Source organism: Mycobacterium europaeum (assembly GCF_034555895.2).
Lineage (GTDB): Bacteria > Actinomycetota > Actinomycetes > Mycobacteriales > Mycobacteriaceae > Mycobacterium > Mycobacterium europaeum.
Genome location: NZ_CP157315.1, coordinates 1,916,983 through 1,933,722, shown reverse-complemented (window position 1 = coordinate 1,933,722; position 16,740 = coordinate 1,916,983). Strand labels below are relative to the sequence as shown.

Sequence of the window (16,740 nt, the reverse complement as noted above, 5' to 3'; positions counted from 1 at the left end):
TCCGGTCCGCATCGTCGCCACGCTAGGTTCGGTGTATGACCGTCGACCCCAGGACACCTGTGCTGATCGGCTACGGCCAGGTCAACCACCGCGACGAGATCGACCCGGCGACACGGTCGGTCGAGCCGTTGGATCTGATGGTGGCCGCGGCCCGGCAAGCCGCCGACGCGCGGATCATCGAGGCCGTCGATTCCATCCGCGTGGTGAACATCCTCTCGGCGCACTACCGCGATCCGGGGCTGCTGCTCGGCCAGCGGATCGGCGCCGCCGACTTCACCACGCTCTACAGTCCCGTCGGCGGCAACGTGCCGCAGTCGCTCGTCAACCAGGCGTGCCTGGACATCCAGCGGGGCAGGGCTCGGGTGGTGCTGTTGGCCGGCGCCGAGACCTGGCGCACGCGCAGGGGCCTGCGCGCCAAAGGCGGCAAGCTCGAGTGGACCGCCCAGGACAACTCCGTCCCGATGGCCGAGGTCAGCGGCGAGGACGTCCCGATGGCGGGCGAGGCCGAGATCAGGATTCGGCTGGACCGGCCCGCCTACGTCTACCCACTCTTCGAACAGGCGCTGCGGATCGCCAACGGCGAGTCGGTCGAGCACCACCGCAAGCGCATCGGTGAGCTGTGGGCCCGCTTCAACGCCGTCGCGGTCGACAATCCGCACGCGTGGATCCGCAAACCGGTGACCGCCGAGGAGATCTGCGAGGCCGGCCCGCAGAACCGGATGATCAGCTGGCCGTATACCAAGCTGATGAACTCCAACAACATGGTCGACCAGGGCGCCGCGCTGGTGTTGACCTCGGTGGAGCAGGCGAGGCGCCTGCAGGTCCCCGCCGACCGCTGGATCTACCCGCACGCGGGCACCGACGCCCATGACACCTCGGCCATCGCCGAGCGCGACGAGCTGCACCGCTCTCCGGCCATCCGCATCGCCGGCGGCCGGGCGCTGGAACTGGCGGGCCTGGGCATCGACGAGGTCGACTATGTCGACCTGTATTCCTGCTTCCCCTCGGCCGTTCAGGTGGCCGCCGCCGAGCTGGGCCTGCCGGTCGACGATCCCGCCCGCCCGCTCACCGTCACCGGAGGTTTGACGTTCGCGGGCGGCCCCTGGAGCAACTATGTGATGCACTCCATCGCCACCATGGCGGAGTTGCTCGCGGCCAATCCCGGGCGGCGCGGCCTGATCACCGCCAACGGCGGCTACCTGACCAAGCACAGCTTCGGCGTGTACAGCACCGAACCGCCCGCCGAGTTCCGTTGGGAGGACGCGCAACCGGCCGTCGACCGGGAGCCCACCCGCGACGCCCTGGTGGAATGGGAAGGTGTCGGCACGGTCGAAGCGTGGACGACGCCGTTCGATCGCGAGGGGCAGCCGGAAAAGGCCTTCTTGGCCGTGCGCACGCCCGATGGCTCGCGGACGCTGGCCCTGATCACCGATAGCGCCGCGGCGCAGGCCACCGTGCGCGAAGACATCGGCGGCGCCAAGGTCACCGTCGCCGCCGACGGCTCCGCCGCGCTGCAATAACCCGGCGAAGCCCTTTCCGCCAGTTCAGGGTCCCGTTAGCCCAGTAACGGTCGCGTAGGTCATGCCGTCTTGCCTATTGTTTAGTGTGAGGTCGGGGAGGTGAGACCCGGGTGCATATCCTGGTTACCGACGCCACCGGCGCACTTGGGCGGCTGGTTGCGCGGCAGTTGATCGCTGCCGGGCACACCGTCAGCGGCATTGCTGAGCGCCGACACCCCTGCCTGGACCGCAACGTTGACCTTGTTTGCGCGTCGCTGCGCGATCCGGTCCTGCGGGAGCTCGCCGAGGAAGCCGACGCGGTGATCCACCTGGCCCCCATCGACACCAGCGCGCCCGGCAGCGCCGACATCGAGGGCCTCGCGCACGTGACCGACGTGGCCGCCCGCGCCGGCGCCCGGCTGCTGTTCGTGTCCCAGGCCGCGGGACGGCCGGAACTGTACAAGCCGGCCGAGGAGCTGGTGGCCACCAGCTGGGGGCCCAGCCTGGTCGTCCGAATCGCCCCGCCGGTCGGCCGCCAGCTCGACTGGATGGTGTGCCGGACCGTGGCCACGTTGCTGCGCACCAAGGTCTCCGCGCAGCCGATGCGGGTGCTGCACGTCGACGACCTGGTGCGCTTCCTGTTGTCGTCGCTCAACACCGAGCGCACCGGTGTGGTGGACCTCGCCTCCCCGGACACCGTCAACGTGGTCACCGCGTGGCGGATGCTGCGCTCCGCCGACCCGCGGTCCCGGCTCAACCGGGTCCGCAGCTGGCCCCAGCTCATTCCGGACATGGATATCGCTGCGGTGCAGGAGGATTGGTCGTTCGAGTTCGGCTGGCAGGCGCTCGAGGCGGTGGCCGACACGGCCCGCGGCCTCGTCGGGCGCCGGATCGCGGCGGCCGGGGCCACCGGCGACGGCCGCCGACTGGCGCTCCCCGTCGAGGCCGTCCCGCGCACCCACCCTGCCGGCGGGGAACACAGCGCGGCCCCCGAGGGCGTCGAGGGTGAGTTCGACGACCGGGTCGACCCCCGCTTCCCGATCTTCAGTGCGGGCAACCTCGCCGGAGCTCTGCCCGGGCCGCTCACCCCGATCACGCTGGATGTCCAGCTGAGCGGCTTGCGCACGGCGAATCGGGTGCTCGGTCACGTGTTGGCGCTCGGCGGCGTGGTGGGCGAGGAGTGGGGAAACCGGGCCATCGCCGTATTCGGCCATCGGCCCTACGTCGGGGTGTCGGTCAACATGGTCGCCGCGGCCCAGCTGCCGGGCTGGGATCAGGACGCCGTCGCGCGCAACGCCCTGGTCGGCCGGCCGCACCTTGGAGACCCGCTCCCGTTCGGTGAGCCCGCGTTGGCGGGCGGAGCCCTCGGCTCCGTCGCCAAAGCCGTCGTCGCGGGACGCTCGCTGGTGCTGTTGCGGCACCTCAAGGCGGACACCCGGGCGTACAGCGCGGCCGCCGAAGCCGAACAGCTGGATGCCGCACAGCTGACGGCACTGCCCGACGCCGGCCTCGAGGTCCGGATTCCCTTGCTGCGCGACCGCATTCACCAGGGCTGGGCCCTCACCGCGCTGTGGTTGATCGACACGGGCGTCACCGCCGCGGCGCTGGAACGCAGCAAGGCGGCTCCCGGCGTGCCCGGCGTGGACATGATCATGGACAGCAGCCTCGTCGAAACGGAGACCGCCCAGCTGGCAGCCGTACTGCGGGCCGACCCGCCGTTGTGCGCGCTGGCCCAGGAAGGCAATCTCGCCAGCATCCGCGCCTTGTCGCCCACCACCGCGGCGGCCGTGGATGCCGCCGTGGGCCGCATCGGGCACCGCGGGCCCGGCGAGGCCGAGTTGGCCAGTCAGACGTATGCCGACGACCCGGCGATGCTGCTCAAGGCGGCCGGGGATGTCGCCGTGGGCGCCGCGGCGTCGACGGAACCGCCGCCGCCGACGCTGGCTCAGCGCCTGGCCGCCGGCGCTCGCGACTCCCGTGAGCTAGCCCACGACACGACTCTGCGATTCACTCATCAACTACGGATGACGCTGCGCGAGTTGGGGTCTCGGCGAGTGGCGGCGGACCTGATGGATGCCGTCGAGGACGTGTACTACCTGACGTGTGACGAGCTGATCACCATGCCGGGCGACGCCAGGCTGCGAATCAAACGCCGTCGCGCCGAACGGGAACGGCTGCAGGCACAGCGCCCGCCAGAGGTCATCGACGGGACATGGGCTCCGGTCGAGACGTCAGCCCAATAGCTCGGCCAGCGGGCGCTCGGGATCGGCCAGCTTGCCGGGGTCGACGGAAATCCCGGATCTGATCAGCGCTTTGACGTCTTCGAGCACATCCCAGATGTTGACGTTCATGCCGGCCAGCACCCGGTTGTCGCCGTCGAGCCAGAACGCCACGAACTCACGTCCGGCCATGTCGCCCCGGAAGACCACCCGCTCGAAGCCGGCGGCGTGTCCGGCATATTCCATCCCGAGGTCGTACTGGTCGGTGAAGAAATAGGGCAACTCAGCGTATTCGCCCGGCTTGCCGAGCATGCCCGCCACCGCCACCGCGGGCTGCTTGAGCGCATTGGCCCAGTGCTCGGTGCGGATCCGGCCGCCGAACAACGGGTGTTCCGCGGCGGCGATGTCGCCGACCGCATAGATGTCGGGATCGCTGGTGCGCAGCGACACATCCACCAGCACGCCGCCGTCACCCATGGCGAGCCCGGCCTGTTCGGCGAGTTCGATGTTCGGCTGCGCGCCGACGGCCACCAACACCGCATCGGCGGCAACCGTCGACCCGTCCCGCAGTTTCAGTCCGGTGGCCTTGCCGCCGGTCGTCGTGATCTCCTCCACCTGCGCCTCGAGCCGCAAGTCCACCCGATGGTCGCGATGCAGCTCGGCGAACACTTCACCCACCCGTTCGCCGAGCGCGGCCGCCAGCGGTTGTTTGGCCGTCTCGACGACGGTCACGTCGACGCCACGCTGGCGGGCAGCGGCGGCCACCTCCAGGCCAATCCACCCGGCCCCCACCACCGCCAGCGAAGACCCTTCGGTCAGAACAGAGTTCAGGGCGACGGCGTCGTCGTAGGTACGCAGATAGTGGACGGCGTCGGCGTCGGCCCCGGGTATCGGCGGGCGCCGGGACGCCGATCCCGTCGCCAGCAGCAGCTTGTCGTACCGCACGCTGGTGCCGTCGGGGAGCGCGACGGCATGGTCGGAGGGGTCCACGGCCGACACCCGCGCGCCGAGTCTCAGGTCGGCATCGTGGTCGCGGTACCAGGCGGAGCTCTGCACAGTGAAATCGGTCAGCGTCTTCTTGCCGGTCAGGTACTCCTTGGAAAGCGGAGGCCGCTCGTAGGGCAGATGTTCCTCGTCGGCGAACAATGTAACTTGCCCGTCAAATCCATTGCCACGCAGTGCTTCTACCGCTTTTGCTCCGGCAAGTCCGCCGCCGATGATGACGAATCTGGTAGAGCCGGCCATGATCGTCACTCCGTTCCGCCGTTGACAAACTCAGCCTACGCCGGCGTGCTTACCGCAGGAGTTCTTGCAAGGTCAGCGCATTGCGCACCGCGTGCCCGCCCAGGTCGTTGTTGAAATACATCCACACGTCCTTGCCGGCGTCCCGCCACGCGGCGATGCGGTCGGCCCACTCGCGCAGGTCGTCGTTCGAGTAGGAGCCGGCATAGATGGCGTCCTGATCCGGGCCGTGCATGCGGACGTACACCAGATCGGTGGTGGCCCTCGGCACGCATGCCAGCCCGGCGCCACTCATCACCACATAGGCGGCGTGCCGGCGTTCCAGGAGCGCGTAGACGCCGTCGTCGTTCCAGGACGGGTGGCGCAGCTCGACGGCCACCCGGATCGACTCCGGGACGCTGCCCAGAAAGGCGTCCAGGCGCGCGTCGTCGCGCTGCTGCTCGGGATGCAGCTGGACGAGCAGGACCCCGCGCCGATCACCCAGCAGTTCCCAGCAGCGTTCGAAGCGCTCGATCCACGGCCCCGGGGAGGACAGCCGCCGGTAGTGGGTCAGTCCGCGATGCGCTTTGACCGACATCCTGAACCCGTCCGGCAGTTGGTCGCGCCATCCCGCGAAGGTCGAATCCTTCGGCCAGCGGTAGAAGCTCGCGTTGAGCTCGACGGTGTCGAACACCTCGACGTAGCGGGCCAGCCGGCGCGGGGCGGGCAGCCCCGGCGGGTAGAGCACGTCCGCCCAATGGTTGTAGGACCACCCGGAGGTGCCGATCCGTACGGTCAACCGCACACCTGCCGGCGTACGTCGTCGTCCAGCGACATCCGGATGAGTGCGGCGGCCAGCCGCGCATTGGCCCGCGGCGCAAGAGCTCCCAGCTTTTCCGGCTGCGTGGGCAGACCGAGTTGCCCGGCCGCTGCGGTGGTGCGGTCGTCGAAATAGGGCCGCACCCAGGTCCACACGTCCTGGACCTCGCGCAGGTAGATGTCGGCGCCGGTATCCCCAATTCCCTTGAATTGCTTGAGCAAACGCTTCGCCGCGGCGATGTCGCGCCGGCTGCGCTCGGCGAGGCCCCGCAGGTCGCCGGAATACTCGTCGCGCACGCGTTCGGCCATCTCGGTGAGCCGGGTGGCCGAGCTTTCGTCGTAACGCACGTAGTGCGCGCGGCCGAAGGCGTCGATCATGGCCTGCCGGTCCGCGGCCAGCACCGCCTTCGGCGTCCGCAGTCCCGCCTTGAACAGTTCGCGCCCGGCGCGCATGGCGATGCCCGCGTCGATCGGCTTGCTGGCCAGCATGCAGATGACCAGCAGCTGAAACAGGGGCATCGGCTTGTCGTCGAGCTTGATTCGCGCCTCGGCGGCATAGGTGGTTCCGGCAACGTCAAGCAGCCGTCGCACCAGTTGCTCGCTTGCGGGCATACCCGATCACGTACCCGCGGCGAGTGCCGGCGAACCGCGCCGGCTCACTTGGGCGGCAGGCCGCGCGCGTAGCCGACGCCGCGGGCCACCCAGGCGTGAAGTTGACGTTTCGTGCGCAGTCCGGCGGCCTCCACCCGCACCCAGCCGCGAACGTCGCGGCCGCCCATCACCATCGGACCGACGTGGGCGCGCCGCAGCACTTTGTCCAGGTCGTCCGCCGGGACCCGGACGAGCAGGCCGCCCTGGCCGCTGACCGCCACCGACATGTTGCCGTTGACCAGGAAGGCGAGCCCGCCGAACATGCGTTTCTCCTCCACGCCGCGTTCGGCGGCCACGAGTTCGCGGATTTCGTCGGCCAGCTCTTCGTCGTAGGCCATGGGCGGCGTCAGTCGAGGTCCACGCGAATGGTCAGCAGGTCACTGCCCATCAGGCGCACCACCGCGCTGTTGAGCCGCGGCAGGTCGCCCAGCCGCTGCAGCGGGTCGTCGTCGGGCAGCAGATGCGCGGTGCCGCTGCGCCAGCGACCGCCGATGCGCAGCCGAACGGCGGGATTGGCCTTGATGTTGCGCACGTAGTCGGAGTATTCGCCGTGTTCGGAGACCATCCAGAACTGGTTGTCCACCACGCGCCCGCCGACGGCCGTGCGCCGCGGCTTGCCGCTCTTGCGGCCGGTGGTTTCCAGAATGATGCCCGGCATCTGCCGGCCCACCGGGTTGACGAGCAGCCGTTGCACGCGGTGGACCACTTGGCGTTTGAGAGTCACGGCTTCCATTCAACGCTGAGCCCCCGCCGATGTCACCGGGCAACGAAAACAGCCGCCCCCTTTCGGAGGCGGCTGTTTTCGTTGTGCCGTCTTACGCCGCGTATGCGACGAACTGACCGGTGGGCAGGAACACGCCCCACTGGTTGAACGACGGGTTGAACACGACCGGGTAGTCACCCGGCTGGCCCGGCGGCGTCCACCGAGGCGGAAGCCCGTAGCCGACCGGGTCGTTGTAGTGGCCCGGCGGGGGCGTCAGACCGCCCTGCCCCGGCGGAAGGGGAGTGCCCGGACGGTTGCAGTTGACCCCGGGACCGCCGTTACAAATCGGCGTCCCCGGCGGCGGCAGCTGGCCCGGCGCCCGCACATCCGGGCCGGGCACGTTGGGCCCCGGAACGTTCGGGCCCGGCACGTTCGGGCCATTCGGGTCGGCCTGCGCCACACCGGCCCCGATGCCGAATGCCGCGGACGTGATGGTGCCGGCCATGAGCGCGCCGGCTGCGATTCTGTTCAACTTCATGATGAATCCCCTTGTCGAGCAGTTTGGCTGCCTACGCAGCTGAACCAATTGACTTGGTGATTCGCTCACCCCATCGCCCCTACGGGCAGTCGAACCTCCAACCACGCAATACCCGGCGGGTGGATGCGGAAAACCTCTTCGCCGTATTTGCTGCGTCGGCCCAGGTCCGTGCGGTCGGGCAGCAAAGCACCCCTGGCCTCATGCCGGGCGGGGGCAGGGACCCTTGCCGGCGTTCCGGCAAACCTCACATCAGGCAGCCAGCGTCGCGGGCTCGGCGTGCGGTTCCAGCGCCTGCGCGACGATGTCGGCGACATCGGTCATCGGCCGCACGTCCAGCGCGGAGAGCACCTCGGCGGGCACGTCGTCCAGATCGGGCTCGTTGCGCGCCGGGATGAAGACCGTCGACAGCCCCGCCCGTTGCGCGGCCAGTAGCTTCTGCTTCACGCCGCCGATCGGCAACACCCGCCCGTTCAGGGTGACCTCGCCGGTCATGCCGACATCCGAGCGCACCTGGCGTCCGGTCGCCATCGACACCAGCGCGGTCACCATGGTGACGCCGGCCGACGGGCCGTCCTTGGGCACCGCGCCGGCGGGCACGTGCACGTGGATGCGCCGGTCGAGGGCCTTGGGGTCGACCCCCAACGCCTGGGCGTGGGAGCGCACATAGGACAGCGCGATCTGCGCCGATTCCTTCATCACGTCACCCAGCTGCCCGGTCAGCTGCAACCCGGCTTCACCGTCGGTGGCGCCGGCTTCGATGTACAGCACGTCGCCGCCCAGGCCGGTGACGGCCAGGCCGGTGGCCACGCCGGGCACCGCCGTGCGCTCGGCCGATTCCGGCGTGAAGCGCGGGCGGCCAAGGTAATCCACCAGATCCGGTTCGTCGAGGGTGATCGGCTCGGGCGTTTCCGCCAGCTTGGTGGTCACCTTGCGCAGCGCCTTGGCCAGCAGCCGCTCGAACTGCCGCACCCCGGGCTCGCGGGTGTAGTCGGCGGCGATCTTGCGCAACGCCGCGTCGGTGATCGTCACCTCGTCGTCGGTCAGCGCGGCCCGCTCCCGCTGCCGGGGCAGCAGGTAGTCGCGGGCGATGGCGACCTTGTCGTCCTCGGTGTAGCCGTCGATCTGCACCAGTTCCATGCGGTCGAGCAGCGCCGACGGGATGTTCTCGATCACGTTGGCGGTGGCCAGGAACACCACGTCGGACAGGTCCAGGTCCAGATCCAGGTAGTGGTCGCGGAACGTGTGGTTCTGCGCCGGGTCGAGCACCTCGAGCAGCGCCGCGCTCGGGTCACCCCGGTAGTCGGAACCGACCTTGTCGATCTCGTCCAGCAGCACAACGGGATTCATCGATCCCGCCTCGCCGATGGCGCGCACGATCCGGCCGGGCAGCGCGCCCACATAGGTGCGCCGGTGCCCGCGGATCTCGGCCTCGTCGCGCACGCCGCCCAGGGCGACGCGCACGAACTTGCGGCCCAGGGCCCGGGCGACGCTCTCGCCCAGCGACGTCTTGCCCACGCCGGGGGGACCGGCCAGCACCATCACGGCGCCGGAGCCGCGGCCGCCGACGACCTGCAGCCCGCGCTGGGCGCGGCGCGCCCGCACGGCCAGGTACTCGACGATGCGGTCCTTCACGTCGTCCAGCCCGTGGTGATCGGCGTCCAACACGCCGCGCGCGGCCTTCAGGTCCGTCGAATCCTCGGTCCGCACGTTCCAGGGCAGGTCGAGCACGGTGTCCAGCCAGGTGCGGATCCAGCCGCTTTCCGGGCTCTGATCACTGGACCGCTCCAGCTTGCCGACCTCGCGCAGCGCGGCCTCGCGCACCTTCTCGGGCAGGCCGGCCGCCTCCACGCGGGCCCGGTAATCGTCGGATCCGTCGGGTTCGCCGTCGCCGAGTTCCTTGCGGATGGCGGCCAGCTGCTGGCGCAGCAGGAACTCCTTCTGGGTCTTCTCCATGCCCTCGCGCACGTCCTCGGCGATCTTGTCGTTGACCTCGACCTCGGCCAGGTGGGCGCTGGTCCACTCGATCAGCACGCGCAGCCGCTCGGCCACGTCGACGGTCTCGACCAGTTGCCGTTTCTGCTCGCTGGACAGGTACGACGCGTATCCGGACGTGTCCGCCAGCGCCGACGGGTCGGTCAGCCTGTTGACGTAGTCGACGATCTCCCAGGCCTCGCGCCGTTGCAGCATGGCCAGCAGCAGCTGCTTGTACTCCGAAGTCAGGGCCTTGACCTCGTCCGTCGTCTCGGTCTCGGGGACCTCGGTGACCTCGACCCACAGCGCCGCGCCGGGCCCGGACGCGCCGGTCCCGATCTGCGCCCTGCGCTCACCGCGCACGACGGCCGCGGTACCGCCGCCCGCGATGCGTCCCACCTGCAAGATCTTGGCGATCACGCCGTGCGACGGGTAACGGTCGTCCAGCCGGGGCGCGATCAGCAGCTGCCCGGATTCGGTCGCCTGGGCGGCGTCGATCGCCGCCCGGGCGGCCTCGTCGAGCGCGATCGGCACGACCATGCCAGGCAACACGATGGTGTCGGTGACGAACAGCACCGGCATTGATTTGGCTTCAGCCATCAATCCTCCAAAACTGAGTCTGATGCGCTCAACCCTGCCCGGCGCCGGTTTGTTCCCGCGGGGTCAGGCCGTGACGAGTGTGCGGCCAGCCTCACACTCGGTGTCGAATGTGCGGCCAGCTTCACACCGGCGGGACCGGCCCCAGTCGGCGCAATTGCGTCACGTGCTTGGGCGACAGCTCCTCGAGGCAGGTGACGCCGAGCAGCCGCATGGTCCGGATCACGCCTTCGGCCAGGATGTCGATCGCGCGGGTGACGCCGGCTTCGCCGCCGGCCATCAGCCCGTACAGGTAGGCCCGCCCGACCAGCGTGCAGCGCGCGCCCAGCGCGATGGCCGCCACGATGTCGGCGCCCGACATGATGCCGGTGTCCAGCAGGATCTCGGTGTGCTTGCCGACCTCCCGCGCGACCGACGGCAGCAAATGGAAGGGCACCGGGGCCCGATCCAGTTGCCGCCCACCGTGATTCGACAACACGATGCCGTCGACACCGCGGTCGACGACGGCGCGGGCGTCGTCGAGCGTCTGGATGCCCTTGACCACCAACTTGCCCGGCCATTGGGCCTTGATCCACTCCAAGTCGTCGAAGGTGAGGCTCGGGTCGAACATGGTGCTCAGGTACTCGGCGACGGTGCCCGGCCAGCGGTCCAGCGACGCGAACGCCAGCGGCTCGGTGGTCAACAGGTCGAACCACCATTTCGGGTGCGGCACGGCGTCGAGCACGGTGCGTAGCGTCAGCGTCGGCGGGATCGTCATCCCGTTGCGGTTGTCGCGCAGCCGGGCGCCGGAGACCGGGACGTCGACGGTGGCCAGCAGGGTGTCGAAACCCGCATCGGCCGCGCGCTGCACCAGCGCCATCGACCGTTCGCGGTCGCGCCACATGTACAGCTGAAACCACTTCCTGCCCTGCGGAACGGCGGTCGCCAGGTCCTCGATCGCGCAGGTGCCCAGGGTGGACAGCGAGAACGGGATGCCCGCCTTGGCCGCCGCCGCCGCGCCGGCGATCTCGCCCTCGGTGTGCATCAACCGGGTGAAGCCGGTGGGCGCGATGCCGAACGGCAGGACCACCGGTGCACCCAGGACGTTCCAGCCGGCGGTCACGTTCGTGACGTCACGCAGAATCGTCGGATGAAACTCGATGTCGCGAAACGCTTGTCGGGCGCGCCCGAGGGAAAGCTCGTCCTCGGCGGCGCCGTCGGTGTAGTCGAACGCCGCCCGGGGCGTGCGCCGTCGAGCGATGCGCCGCAGGTCCTCGATGGTGTACGCGGTGTCGAGGCGGCGCCTGGTCGCGTCGAACTGCGGCCGCTTGAACCGGATCAGCGGCGCGAGATCGCGCACCCTGGGCACTCGTCGTTGGACGGCCTTCCGTCTTTTGGATTCCACAGTGTGCCACCGTAGTCACATGGAATCGGCGACCGACCCCTACGATCTGAATCGCTTCACCAAGGCTCAGGCCGCGGTCTACCCGCACGTCGTCGCGGAGTTGCGCGACGGGCGAAAACGCGGTCACTGGATGTGGTTCGTGTTCCCGCAATTGCGCGGTCTGGGCAGCAGTCCGACCGCCGATCGGTATGGCATCTCCTCGCTCGGGGAAGCCAAGGGCTATCTGCGCCACGACGTACTGGGACCGCGGCTGCGCGAGTGCACCCGGTTGGTGAACGAAGTGCAGGGCCGGTCGATCGGCGAGATCTTCGGCTCGCCAGACGACCTGAAGCTGCGCTCGTCGATGACGTTGTTCGCCCACGCGACCGACGACAACGCGGATTTCCTTGCGGTCCTGGACAAGTACTACGACGGCCAGCAGGACCGGCTGACACTGCAACGCCTAGGCCGGGCTTAAAATCCGCCAGCCGTGCGGTTCCACGACAAGCGTGTCCACCACCTCTTCGGGCGGGGCCGCCGATCCGCCGATGACCTTTCGGTGGGCCGTACCCAGCTCCGGCAGCGCCAGGCGCAGCGGCTCGTCGTCGATGTTGAGGGCGACCAGCAGCGCGTTGTCCCCGCAGCGGGCCTCGTACACGTAGTGCCGGTTTTCCAACCGCACCGGGCTGGTCGTCGCCCCGTGCAGCCATGGGTGACGGCGACGCAGCCCCACGAGGAACTGGTGCAACGCCCACATCTGCGCCCCGAAGGCATCCAATTCCATTGGGGGAGAGGTGAACTCCGGGCGAACCGCGTCGTCGCCGCCGTACCGCTCCTCCTTGACGCCGCGGAATCCCAGCTCGTCACCGGCGTACACGCTGGGCACGCCGCCGACGGTCAGCAGGATCACCAGCGCGTGTGCCACGTGCTCGGGGCGTTCGAGCCGGCTCGCGATGCGAGTGACGTCATGGTTACCGATGAAGGTGAGCGGGGCGAAGCGGGCCAGGAACTCGCCGTGGCGCTGCAGCGCCCAGTCCAGCTCGAAGAAGTTGCCGTCGTTGAGGCTGCTCCAAATCGCCTTCCACAGCTCGTATTGGGTGGCCGAGTCGAACGTGGCGGCCCGGACCACCGCGGCGTAGTCACCGTGGATGAGCTCGCCGACGAACCAGGACTCCGGGAACCGCTCGCGCACCCGGGGCAGTGTGGATGCCCAGAAGCGTTCCGGCACCGCGTAGGCCGCGTCGAGGCGCCAGCCGTCGGCGCCGCGGTCCAGCCAGTGCGTCATCACGTCGACGGTGTAGTCGACCACTTCGGGATTGTCGTGATTGAGCGTGATCAGCTCCGCGTGGCCCTCGAACGTGTGAAAGCGTCCGGGGCGCCCGCGAAACCAGCGCGCGGCGGCCTCGTCGTTGGGCGCCTCCCGGTAGCGGGGGAAATCCAGGCCGACGTGATTGAACACGCCGTCGAGCAGGATGCGCAGGCCGCGGCGACGGGCCTCGGCGACGAGGTGGTCGAAGTCGGCGTCGTCACCGAGCCGCGGATCGATGCGGTAGTGGTCGGTGGTGTCGTAACCGTGTGTGCGCGAGGCGAAGATCGGTCCCAGCGCGACGCCGGACGCGCCCAGCGCGATGGCGTGGTCGAACCAGTCGACGAGCCGCCGCAGCCGGTGTTGGTCCGGCTGCGGCGGCTCCGACGACACGGGGAAGGCGCCGACGAACCCCAGCGGGTAGACCTGCCACCAGATGGCGTGCTCTACCCAGGCTGGTGCCGTCACTGCGTCAGCCGACGGCAGCCGGCGTCTGGGAGGTGATGAGCGCTTGCGCCACGCCGGAGACGATCGCCGCGGCCTTCAGCGCCTCGTGGATGGTCTCCCGGCCCACGCCCGCCTCGCGCAGCGTGTGCTCGTGGGAGGCCACACAGTCCGGGCATCCGTTGATCGCCGACACCGCGAAGCACCACAGCTCGAAGTTCGCCTTCTCCACGCCGGGATTGGCGATGAGGTTCATCCGCAATCCCGCACGCAGGTCGTCGTACTTGCCGTCCAGGAAGCCCCGGCCACGGTAGAACACGTTGTTCATCGCCATGATCGATGCGGCTCCCAGCGCCGCGTTGTATGCCCCGGCGGACAGGATGTCGGCCGCCTCGGCGCCGATCTCGCTGATCACCTGGGCGTTCCGCGTCGCTGCGGCGGTAGCCAACAGGGTGCCCCACAGCTGTTCCTCGTTGAGCTCGGTCGTGCGCGTGATCGAGCCCAGGTTGAGCTTGAGGTCCTTGGCGTACTCAGGCAGTGCCTCTTTGAGGTTGTCTACGCTCATCTCGCCTCCTCAGCAGACCTTAGGCGACTAGGCCGAGGCCTTGAGCAGCTCGGTGGCGTTCAGCGTCGGGTCGCCCTTGCGCCAGTTGCAGGCGCACAGCTCGTCGGACTGCAGCGCGTCGAGAACCCGCAGCACTTCCTCCACGTTGCGTCCCACGGAACCGGCGGTGACCGAGACGAATTGGATCTCGTTGTCGGGGTCCACGATGAAGGTGGCGCGGTCTGCCACGCCATCGGCGTTGAGGACGCCGGTGGCCAGGCTCAGCTCACGCTTGATGTCCGAGAGCATGGGGAACGGCAAGGTCTTCAGGTCCTCGTGCTGGGCCCGCCAGTTGAAGTGCACGAACTCGCTGTCGATCGAAACACCCAGGACCTGCGCGTCACGGTCGGCGAACTCGTCGTTGAGCTTGCCGAACGCGGCAATCTCGGTCGGGCACACAAAGGTGAAGTCCTTGGGCCAGAAGAACACGACGCGCCACTTGCCCTCGTAGTCCTCGCTGGTGACGGTGGTGAAGTAGTCCTCGGGCTGTTGGGCGTCGACCTTGGACAGGTCGCCCGCGATCAGCGCGGTGAGCTCGTAGGCGGGGAACTGGTCGCCGATGGTCAGCAGAGGCATGTCGCTCCTTATTGGATTTACTCAAGATTAGCGGTCGTCACCCATAGTGCCGTTCACCCAGGCTGAAGTAAAGGTGATATTTCCCACTACACTAATAGGTATGCCCGATAAGACTTATCAGCCCACCATCGCCGGCCTCCGCGCGTTCGCCGCGATCGCCGAAAAGCGTCAGTTCAGCAGTGCCGCAACCAGTCTCGGTGTCAGTCAGTCCACGCTGTCGCAGGCGCTGGCGGCGCTGGAGACCGGCCTCGGCACCCGGCTCATCGAGCGCTCGACGCGGCGTGTCCTCTTGACGGCGGAGGGCGCGGAGCTGCTGCCGCGCGCCCAGGCCGTGATCGAGGCGGTGGACGCGTTCTCCGCCGCTGCCGCGGGCTCATCCGATCCGTTGCGCGCCGGGATGCGGCTGGGGCTCATCCCGACGGTGGCGCCCTACGTCCTGCCCACCGTGCTCGCCGGCCTCGCCGAGCAATTCCCCGGGATGACCTTGCGGGTGACCGAAGACCAGACCGAGCGGCTGCTGACGGTGCTGCGGGAAGGAGCGCTGGACGCGGCGCTGATGGCGTTGCCCGTCGACGCCGGCGGTGTCACCGCGGTCCCGATCTACGACGAGGACTTCGTCCTCGCGCTGCCGCCCGGGCATCCGCTGTCGGGAAAACGGCGGGTGCCGGCGACGGCATTGGCCGACTTGCCCTTGCTGCTGCTGGAAGAGGGGCACTGCCTGCGCGATCAGGCCCTGGAGGTGTGCCACAAGGCGGGCGTGCGAGCGGAGTTGGCCAACACCCGCGCGGCGTCGCTGGCCACCGCCGTGCAATGCGTGACCGGCGGGCTGGGGGTCACGCTGATCCCGCAGAGCGCGGTGCCGGTCGAGGCGACGCGAAGCCGGCTCGGCCTGGCGCGGTTCGCCGCCCCCCGGCCCGGGCGGCGCATCGGCCTGGTGTACCGCTCGTCCAGCGGACGCGACGAGTCCTATCGGCAGCTGGCCAAGACCATCGGCACCCTGGTCAGCGGCGAGCACCAGGTGCGGCTGGTCAAATAGCGCGGTCGCCGGCGGTAGGTTCTGCCTATGGAAAAGGTCATCGCCGTGCTCATGCGTTCCGATTCGGACGAGGAGTGGTGCGCCCGCCAGCGGGGGCCCGTCGCCAATGCCCTGTTGGAATTGCGCCTGCCGGGGCTGTCGGTCAACGTCCGCGACGACGCGGTGCGCCACTCACTGATGACGCTCACCACGTTGGACCCCCCGGTCGCGGCGGTGGTGAGCATGTGGACCCAACAGTGTTACGGCGAGCAGATGGCCGCGGCGCTGACCCTGCTGGAGGCGGAGTGCCAACAGCTCGCCGCGTACCTGGTGACCGAGTCGGTCCCGCTGAAGGCGCCGGTGACCGAATCCGGTGCCCGCACCGCGGGGTTGGCCAATATCGCGCTGCTGCGCCGGCCCGCCGGCCTGGACCGGGACAGTTGGCTGACCCGGTGGCAGCGCGACCACACCTCGGTGGCCATCGAGACGCAGTCGACCTTCGGCTACACCCAGAACTGGGTGGTGCGAACGCTGACCCCCGACGCACCGGAGATCGCGGGCATCGTCGAAGAGCTGTTCCCCGCGGAGGCCATCACCGATCTCAAGGCGTTCTTCGGCGCCGCCGACGACGCCGACCTCCAGGACCGGTTGGGCCGAATGGTTGCCAGCACCACGGCATTCGGCGCCAACGAGAACATCGACACCGTCCCCACCAGCCGCTACGTCTTCCGGACCCCGTTCGTCGAGGAACTCACGTGACAACACTGCGCGACGCCGTCGCGTTGGCCGCGGCGGAACACGGGCTGGCGGTGGTGTCCACCGTCCGCGCCGACACAACCGTGCAGGCCTCGCTGGTCAACGTCGGCCTGCTCGCGCACCCCGAAAACGGCCGGGAGGTTTTGGGCTTCACGACCTACGGCAAGGTCAAACTGGGCAATCTCCGGGAACGGCCGCAGCTGGCGATCACCTTCCGCAACGGATGGCGGTGGGTGACCGTCGAGGGCCGCGCGGAGCTGGCCGGCCCCGACGACCCGCAGCCGTGGCTGACCCCCGACCGGCTGCGGCTGCTGCTTCGCGAGGTGTTCACCGCCGCGGGCGGCACCCACGACGACTGGGACACCTACGACCGCGTCATGGCCGGGGAGCGCCGGGCCGTCGTACTGGTCGCGCCCACCCGCGTCTACGGCAACGGCTGACCTCGTTAGGCTGCAGCC

Annotated in this window: 17 protein-coding genes; 6 read left to right on the top strand and 11 right to left on the bottom strand. The window is 69.3% G+C overall.

Going from position 1 to position 16,740, the window contains the following annotated elements; all coding sequences use genetic code 11:
• Positions 1–35: 35 nt before the first annotated feature.
• Together U8D42_RS09125 and U8D42_RS09120 are read left to right on the top strand one after the other, a co-directional pair.
• A complete protein-coding gene (locus U8D42_RS09125) occupies positions 36–1,520 on the top strand; it encodes an acetyl-CoA acetyltransferase (protein ID WP_322861416.1) in 1,485 nt (494 codons plus the stop codon).
• 110 nt (positions 1,521–1,630) lie between these two features.
• Complete coding sequence (locus U8D42_RS09120) at positions 1,631–3,742, top strand: NAD-dependent epimerase/dehydratase family protein (protein ID WP_322861415.1); 2,112 nt, start codon at positions 1,631–1,633, stop codon at positions 3,740–3,742.
• Here the strand turns inward: U8D42_RS09120 and U8D42_RS09115 are convergent.
• The 8 genes from U8D42_RS09115 to U8D42_RS09080 form a co-directional block, all read right to left on the bottom strand.
• A complete protein-coding gene (locus U8D42_RS09115; protein WP_322861414.1) occupies positions 3,731–4,963 on the bottom strand; it encodes an NAD(P)/FAD-dependent oxidoreductase in 1,233 nt (410 codons plus the stop codon). The genes U8D42_RS09120 and U8D42_RS09115 overlap by 12 nt on opposite strands.
• A gap of 49 nt (positions 4,964–5,012) precedes the next feature.
• The gene (locus U8D42_RS09110) at positions 5,013–5,738 is read right to left on the bottom strand and encodes a DUF72 domain-containing protein (protein ID WP_322861413.1); all 726 of its coding nucleotides are present in this window, start codon (positions 5,736–5,738) and stop codon (positions 5,013–5,015) included.
• Positions 5,735–6,370, bottom strand: a complete 636-nt coding sequence (locus tag U8D42_RS09105; protein ID WP_322861412.1) for an endonuclease — start codon at positions 6,368–6,370, stop codon at positions 5,735–5,737. The genes U8D42_RS09110 and U8D42_RS09105 overlap by 4 nt, the downstream gene beginning before the upstream one ends.
• A gap of 44 nt (positions 6,371–6,414) precedes the next feature.
• The gene (locus tag U8D42_RS09100; protein ID WP_085243679.1) at positions 6,415–6,747 is read right to left on the bottom strand and encodes a TfoX/Sxy family protein; all 333 of its coding nucleotides are present in this window, start codon (positions 6,745–6,747) and stop codon (positions 6,415–6,417) included.
• Positions 6,748–6,755: 8 nt separating this feature from the next.
• Positions 6,756–7,142 (bottom strand): nitroreductase family deazaflavin-dependent oxidoreductase, encoded by a 387-nt coding sequence (locus U8D42_RS09095; RefSeq protein ID WP_322861411.1) that lies wholly within the window; start codon positions 7,140–7,142, stop codon positions 6,756–6,758.
• Positions 7,143–7,224: 82 nt separating this feature from the next.
• Complete coding sequence (locus tag U8D42_RS09090) at positions 7,225–7,650, bottom strand: hypothetical protein (protein WP_244275282.1); 426 nt, start codon at positions 7,648–7,650, stop codon at positions 7,225–7,227.
• A 249-nt stretch (positions 7,651–7,899) separates the two neighbouring features.
• The gene (gene lon, locus U8D42_RS09085; RefSeq protein ID WP_322861410.1) at positions 7,900–10,221 is read right to left on the bottom strand and encodes an endopeptidase La; all 2,322 of its coding nucleotides are present in this window, start codon (positions 10,219–10,221) and stop codon (positions 7,900–7,902) included.
• A 121-nt stretch (positions 10,222–10,342) separates the two neighbouring features.
• Positions 10,343–11,602 carry an alpha-hydroxy acid oxidase gene (locus U8D42_RS09080; RefSeq protein WP_090422011.1) on the bottom strand — a complete coding sequence of 420 codons (1,260 nt, stop codon included), beginning with the start codon at positions 11,600–11,602 and terminating at the stop codon, positions 10,343–10,345.
• 19 nt (positions 11,603–11,621) lie between these two features.
• On the opposite strand from U8D42_RS09080, the gene U8D42_RS09075 reads away from it, so the two are divergent.
• The gene (locus U8D42_RS09075) at positions 11,622–12,059 is read left to right on the top strand and encodes a DUF1810 domain-containing protein (RefSeq protein ID WP_085243676.1); all 438 of its coding nucleotides are present in this window, start codon (positions 11,622–11,624) and stop codon (positions 12,057–12,059) included.
• Here U8D42_RS09075 and U8D42_RS09070 read toward each other — a convergent pair.
• From U8D42_RS09070 to U8D42_RS09060, 3 genes are read right to left on the bottom strand one after another with little or no spacing between them, the layout of a single operon-like run.
• Positions 12,045–13,355, bottom strand: a complete 1,311-nt coding sequence (locus tag U8D42_RS09070) for an alpha-amylase family glycosyl hydrolase (protein WP_348636944.1) — start codon at positions 13,353–13,355, stop codon at positions 12,045–12,047. The genes U8D42_RS09075 and U8D42_RS09070 overlap by 15 nt on opposite strands.
• Before the next feature lie 4 nt (positions 13,356–13,359).
• Positions 13,360–13,896, bottom strand: coding sequence for an alkyl hydroperoxide reductase (locus U8D42_RS09065; RefSeq protein ID WP_322861408.1), 537 nt, complete (start codon positions 13,894–13,896; stop codon positions 13,360–13,362).
• A gap of 27 nt (positions 13,897–13,923) precedes the next feature.
• On the bottom strand, positions 13,924–14,511 hold the full coding sequence (locus U8D42_RS09060) for a peroxiredoxin (protein WP_085243673.1): 588 nt from the start codon (positions 14,509–14,511) through the stop codon (positions 13,924–13,926).
• A 100-nt stretch (positions 14,512–14,611) separates the two neighbouring features.
• Here U8D42_RS09060 and U8D42_RS09055 point away from each other — a divergent pair, with 100 nt between their 5' ends.
• Genes U8D42_RS09055 through U8D42_RS09045 form a run of 3 tightly spaced genes read left to right on the top strand, consistent with a single transcriptional unit; the run spans position 14,612 to position 16,722 of the window.
• Positions 14,612–15,547, top strand: a complete 936-nt coding sequence (locus U8D42_RS09055) for a hydrogen peroxide-inducible genes activator (protein ID WP_322861407.1) — start codon at positions 14,612–14,614, stop codon at positions 15,545–15,547.
• 27 nt (positions 15,548–15,574) lie between these two features.
• Complete coding sequence (locus U8D42_RS09050) at positions 15,575–16,285, top strand: EthD domain-containing protein (protein WP_322861406.1); 711 nt, start codon at positions 15,575–15,577, stop codon at positions 16,283–16,285.
• Positions 16,282–16,722: a TIGR03618 family F420-dependent PPOX class oxidoreductase gene (locus tag U8D42_RS09045; protein WP_085243670.1), complete on the top strand. Its 441-nt coding sequence runs from the start codon at positions 16,282–16,284 to the stop codon at positions 16,720–16,722. The genes U8D42_RS09050 and U8D42_RS09045 overlap by 4 nt, the downstream gene beginning before the upstream one ends.
• Positions 16,723–16,740 lie beyond the last annotated feature (18 nt).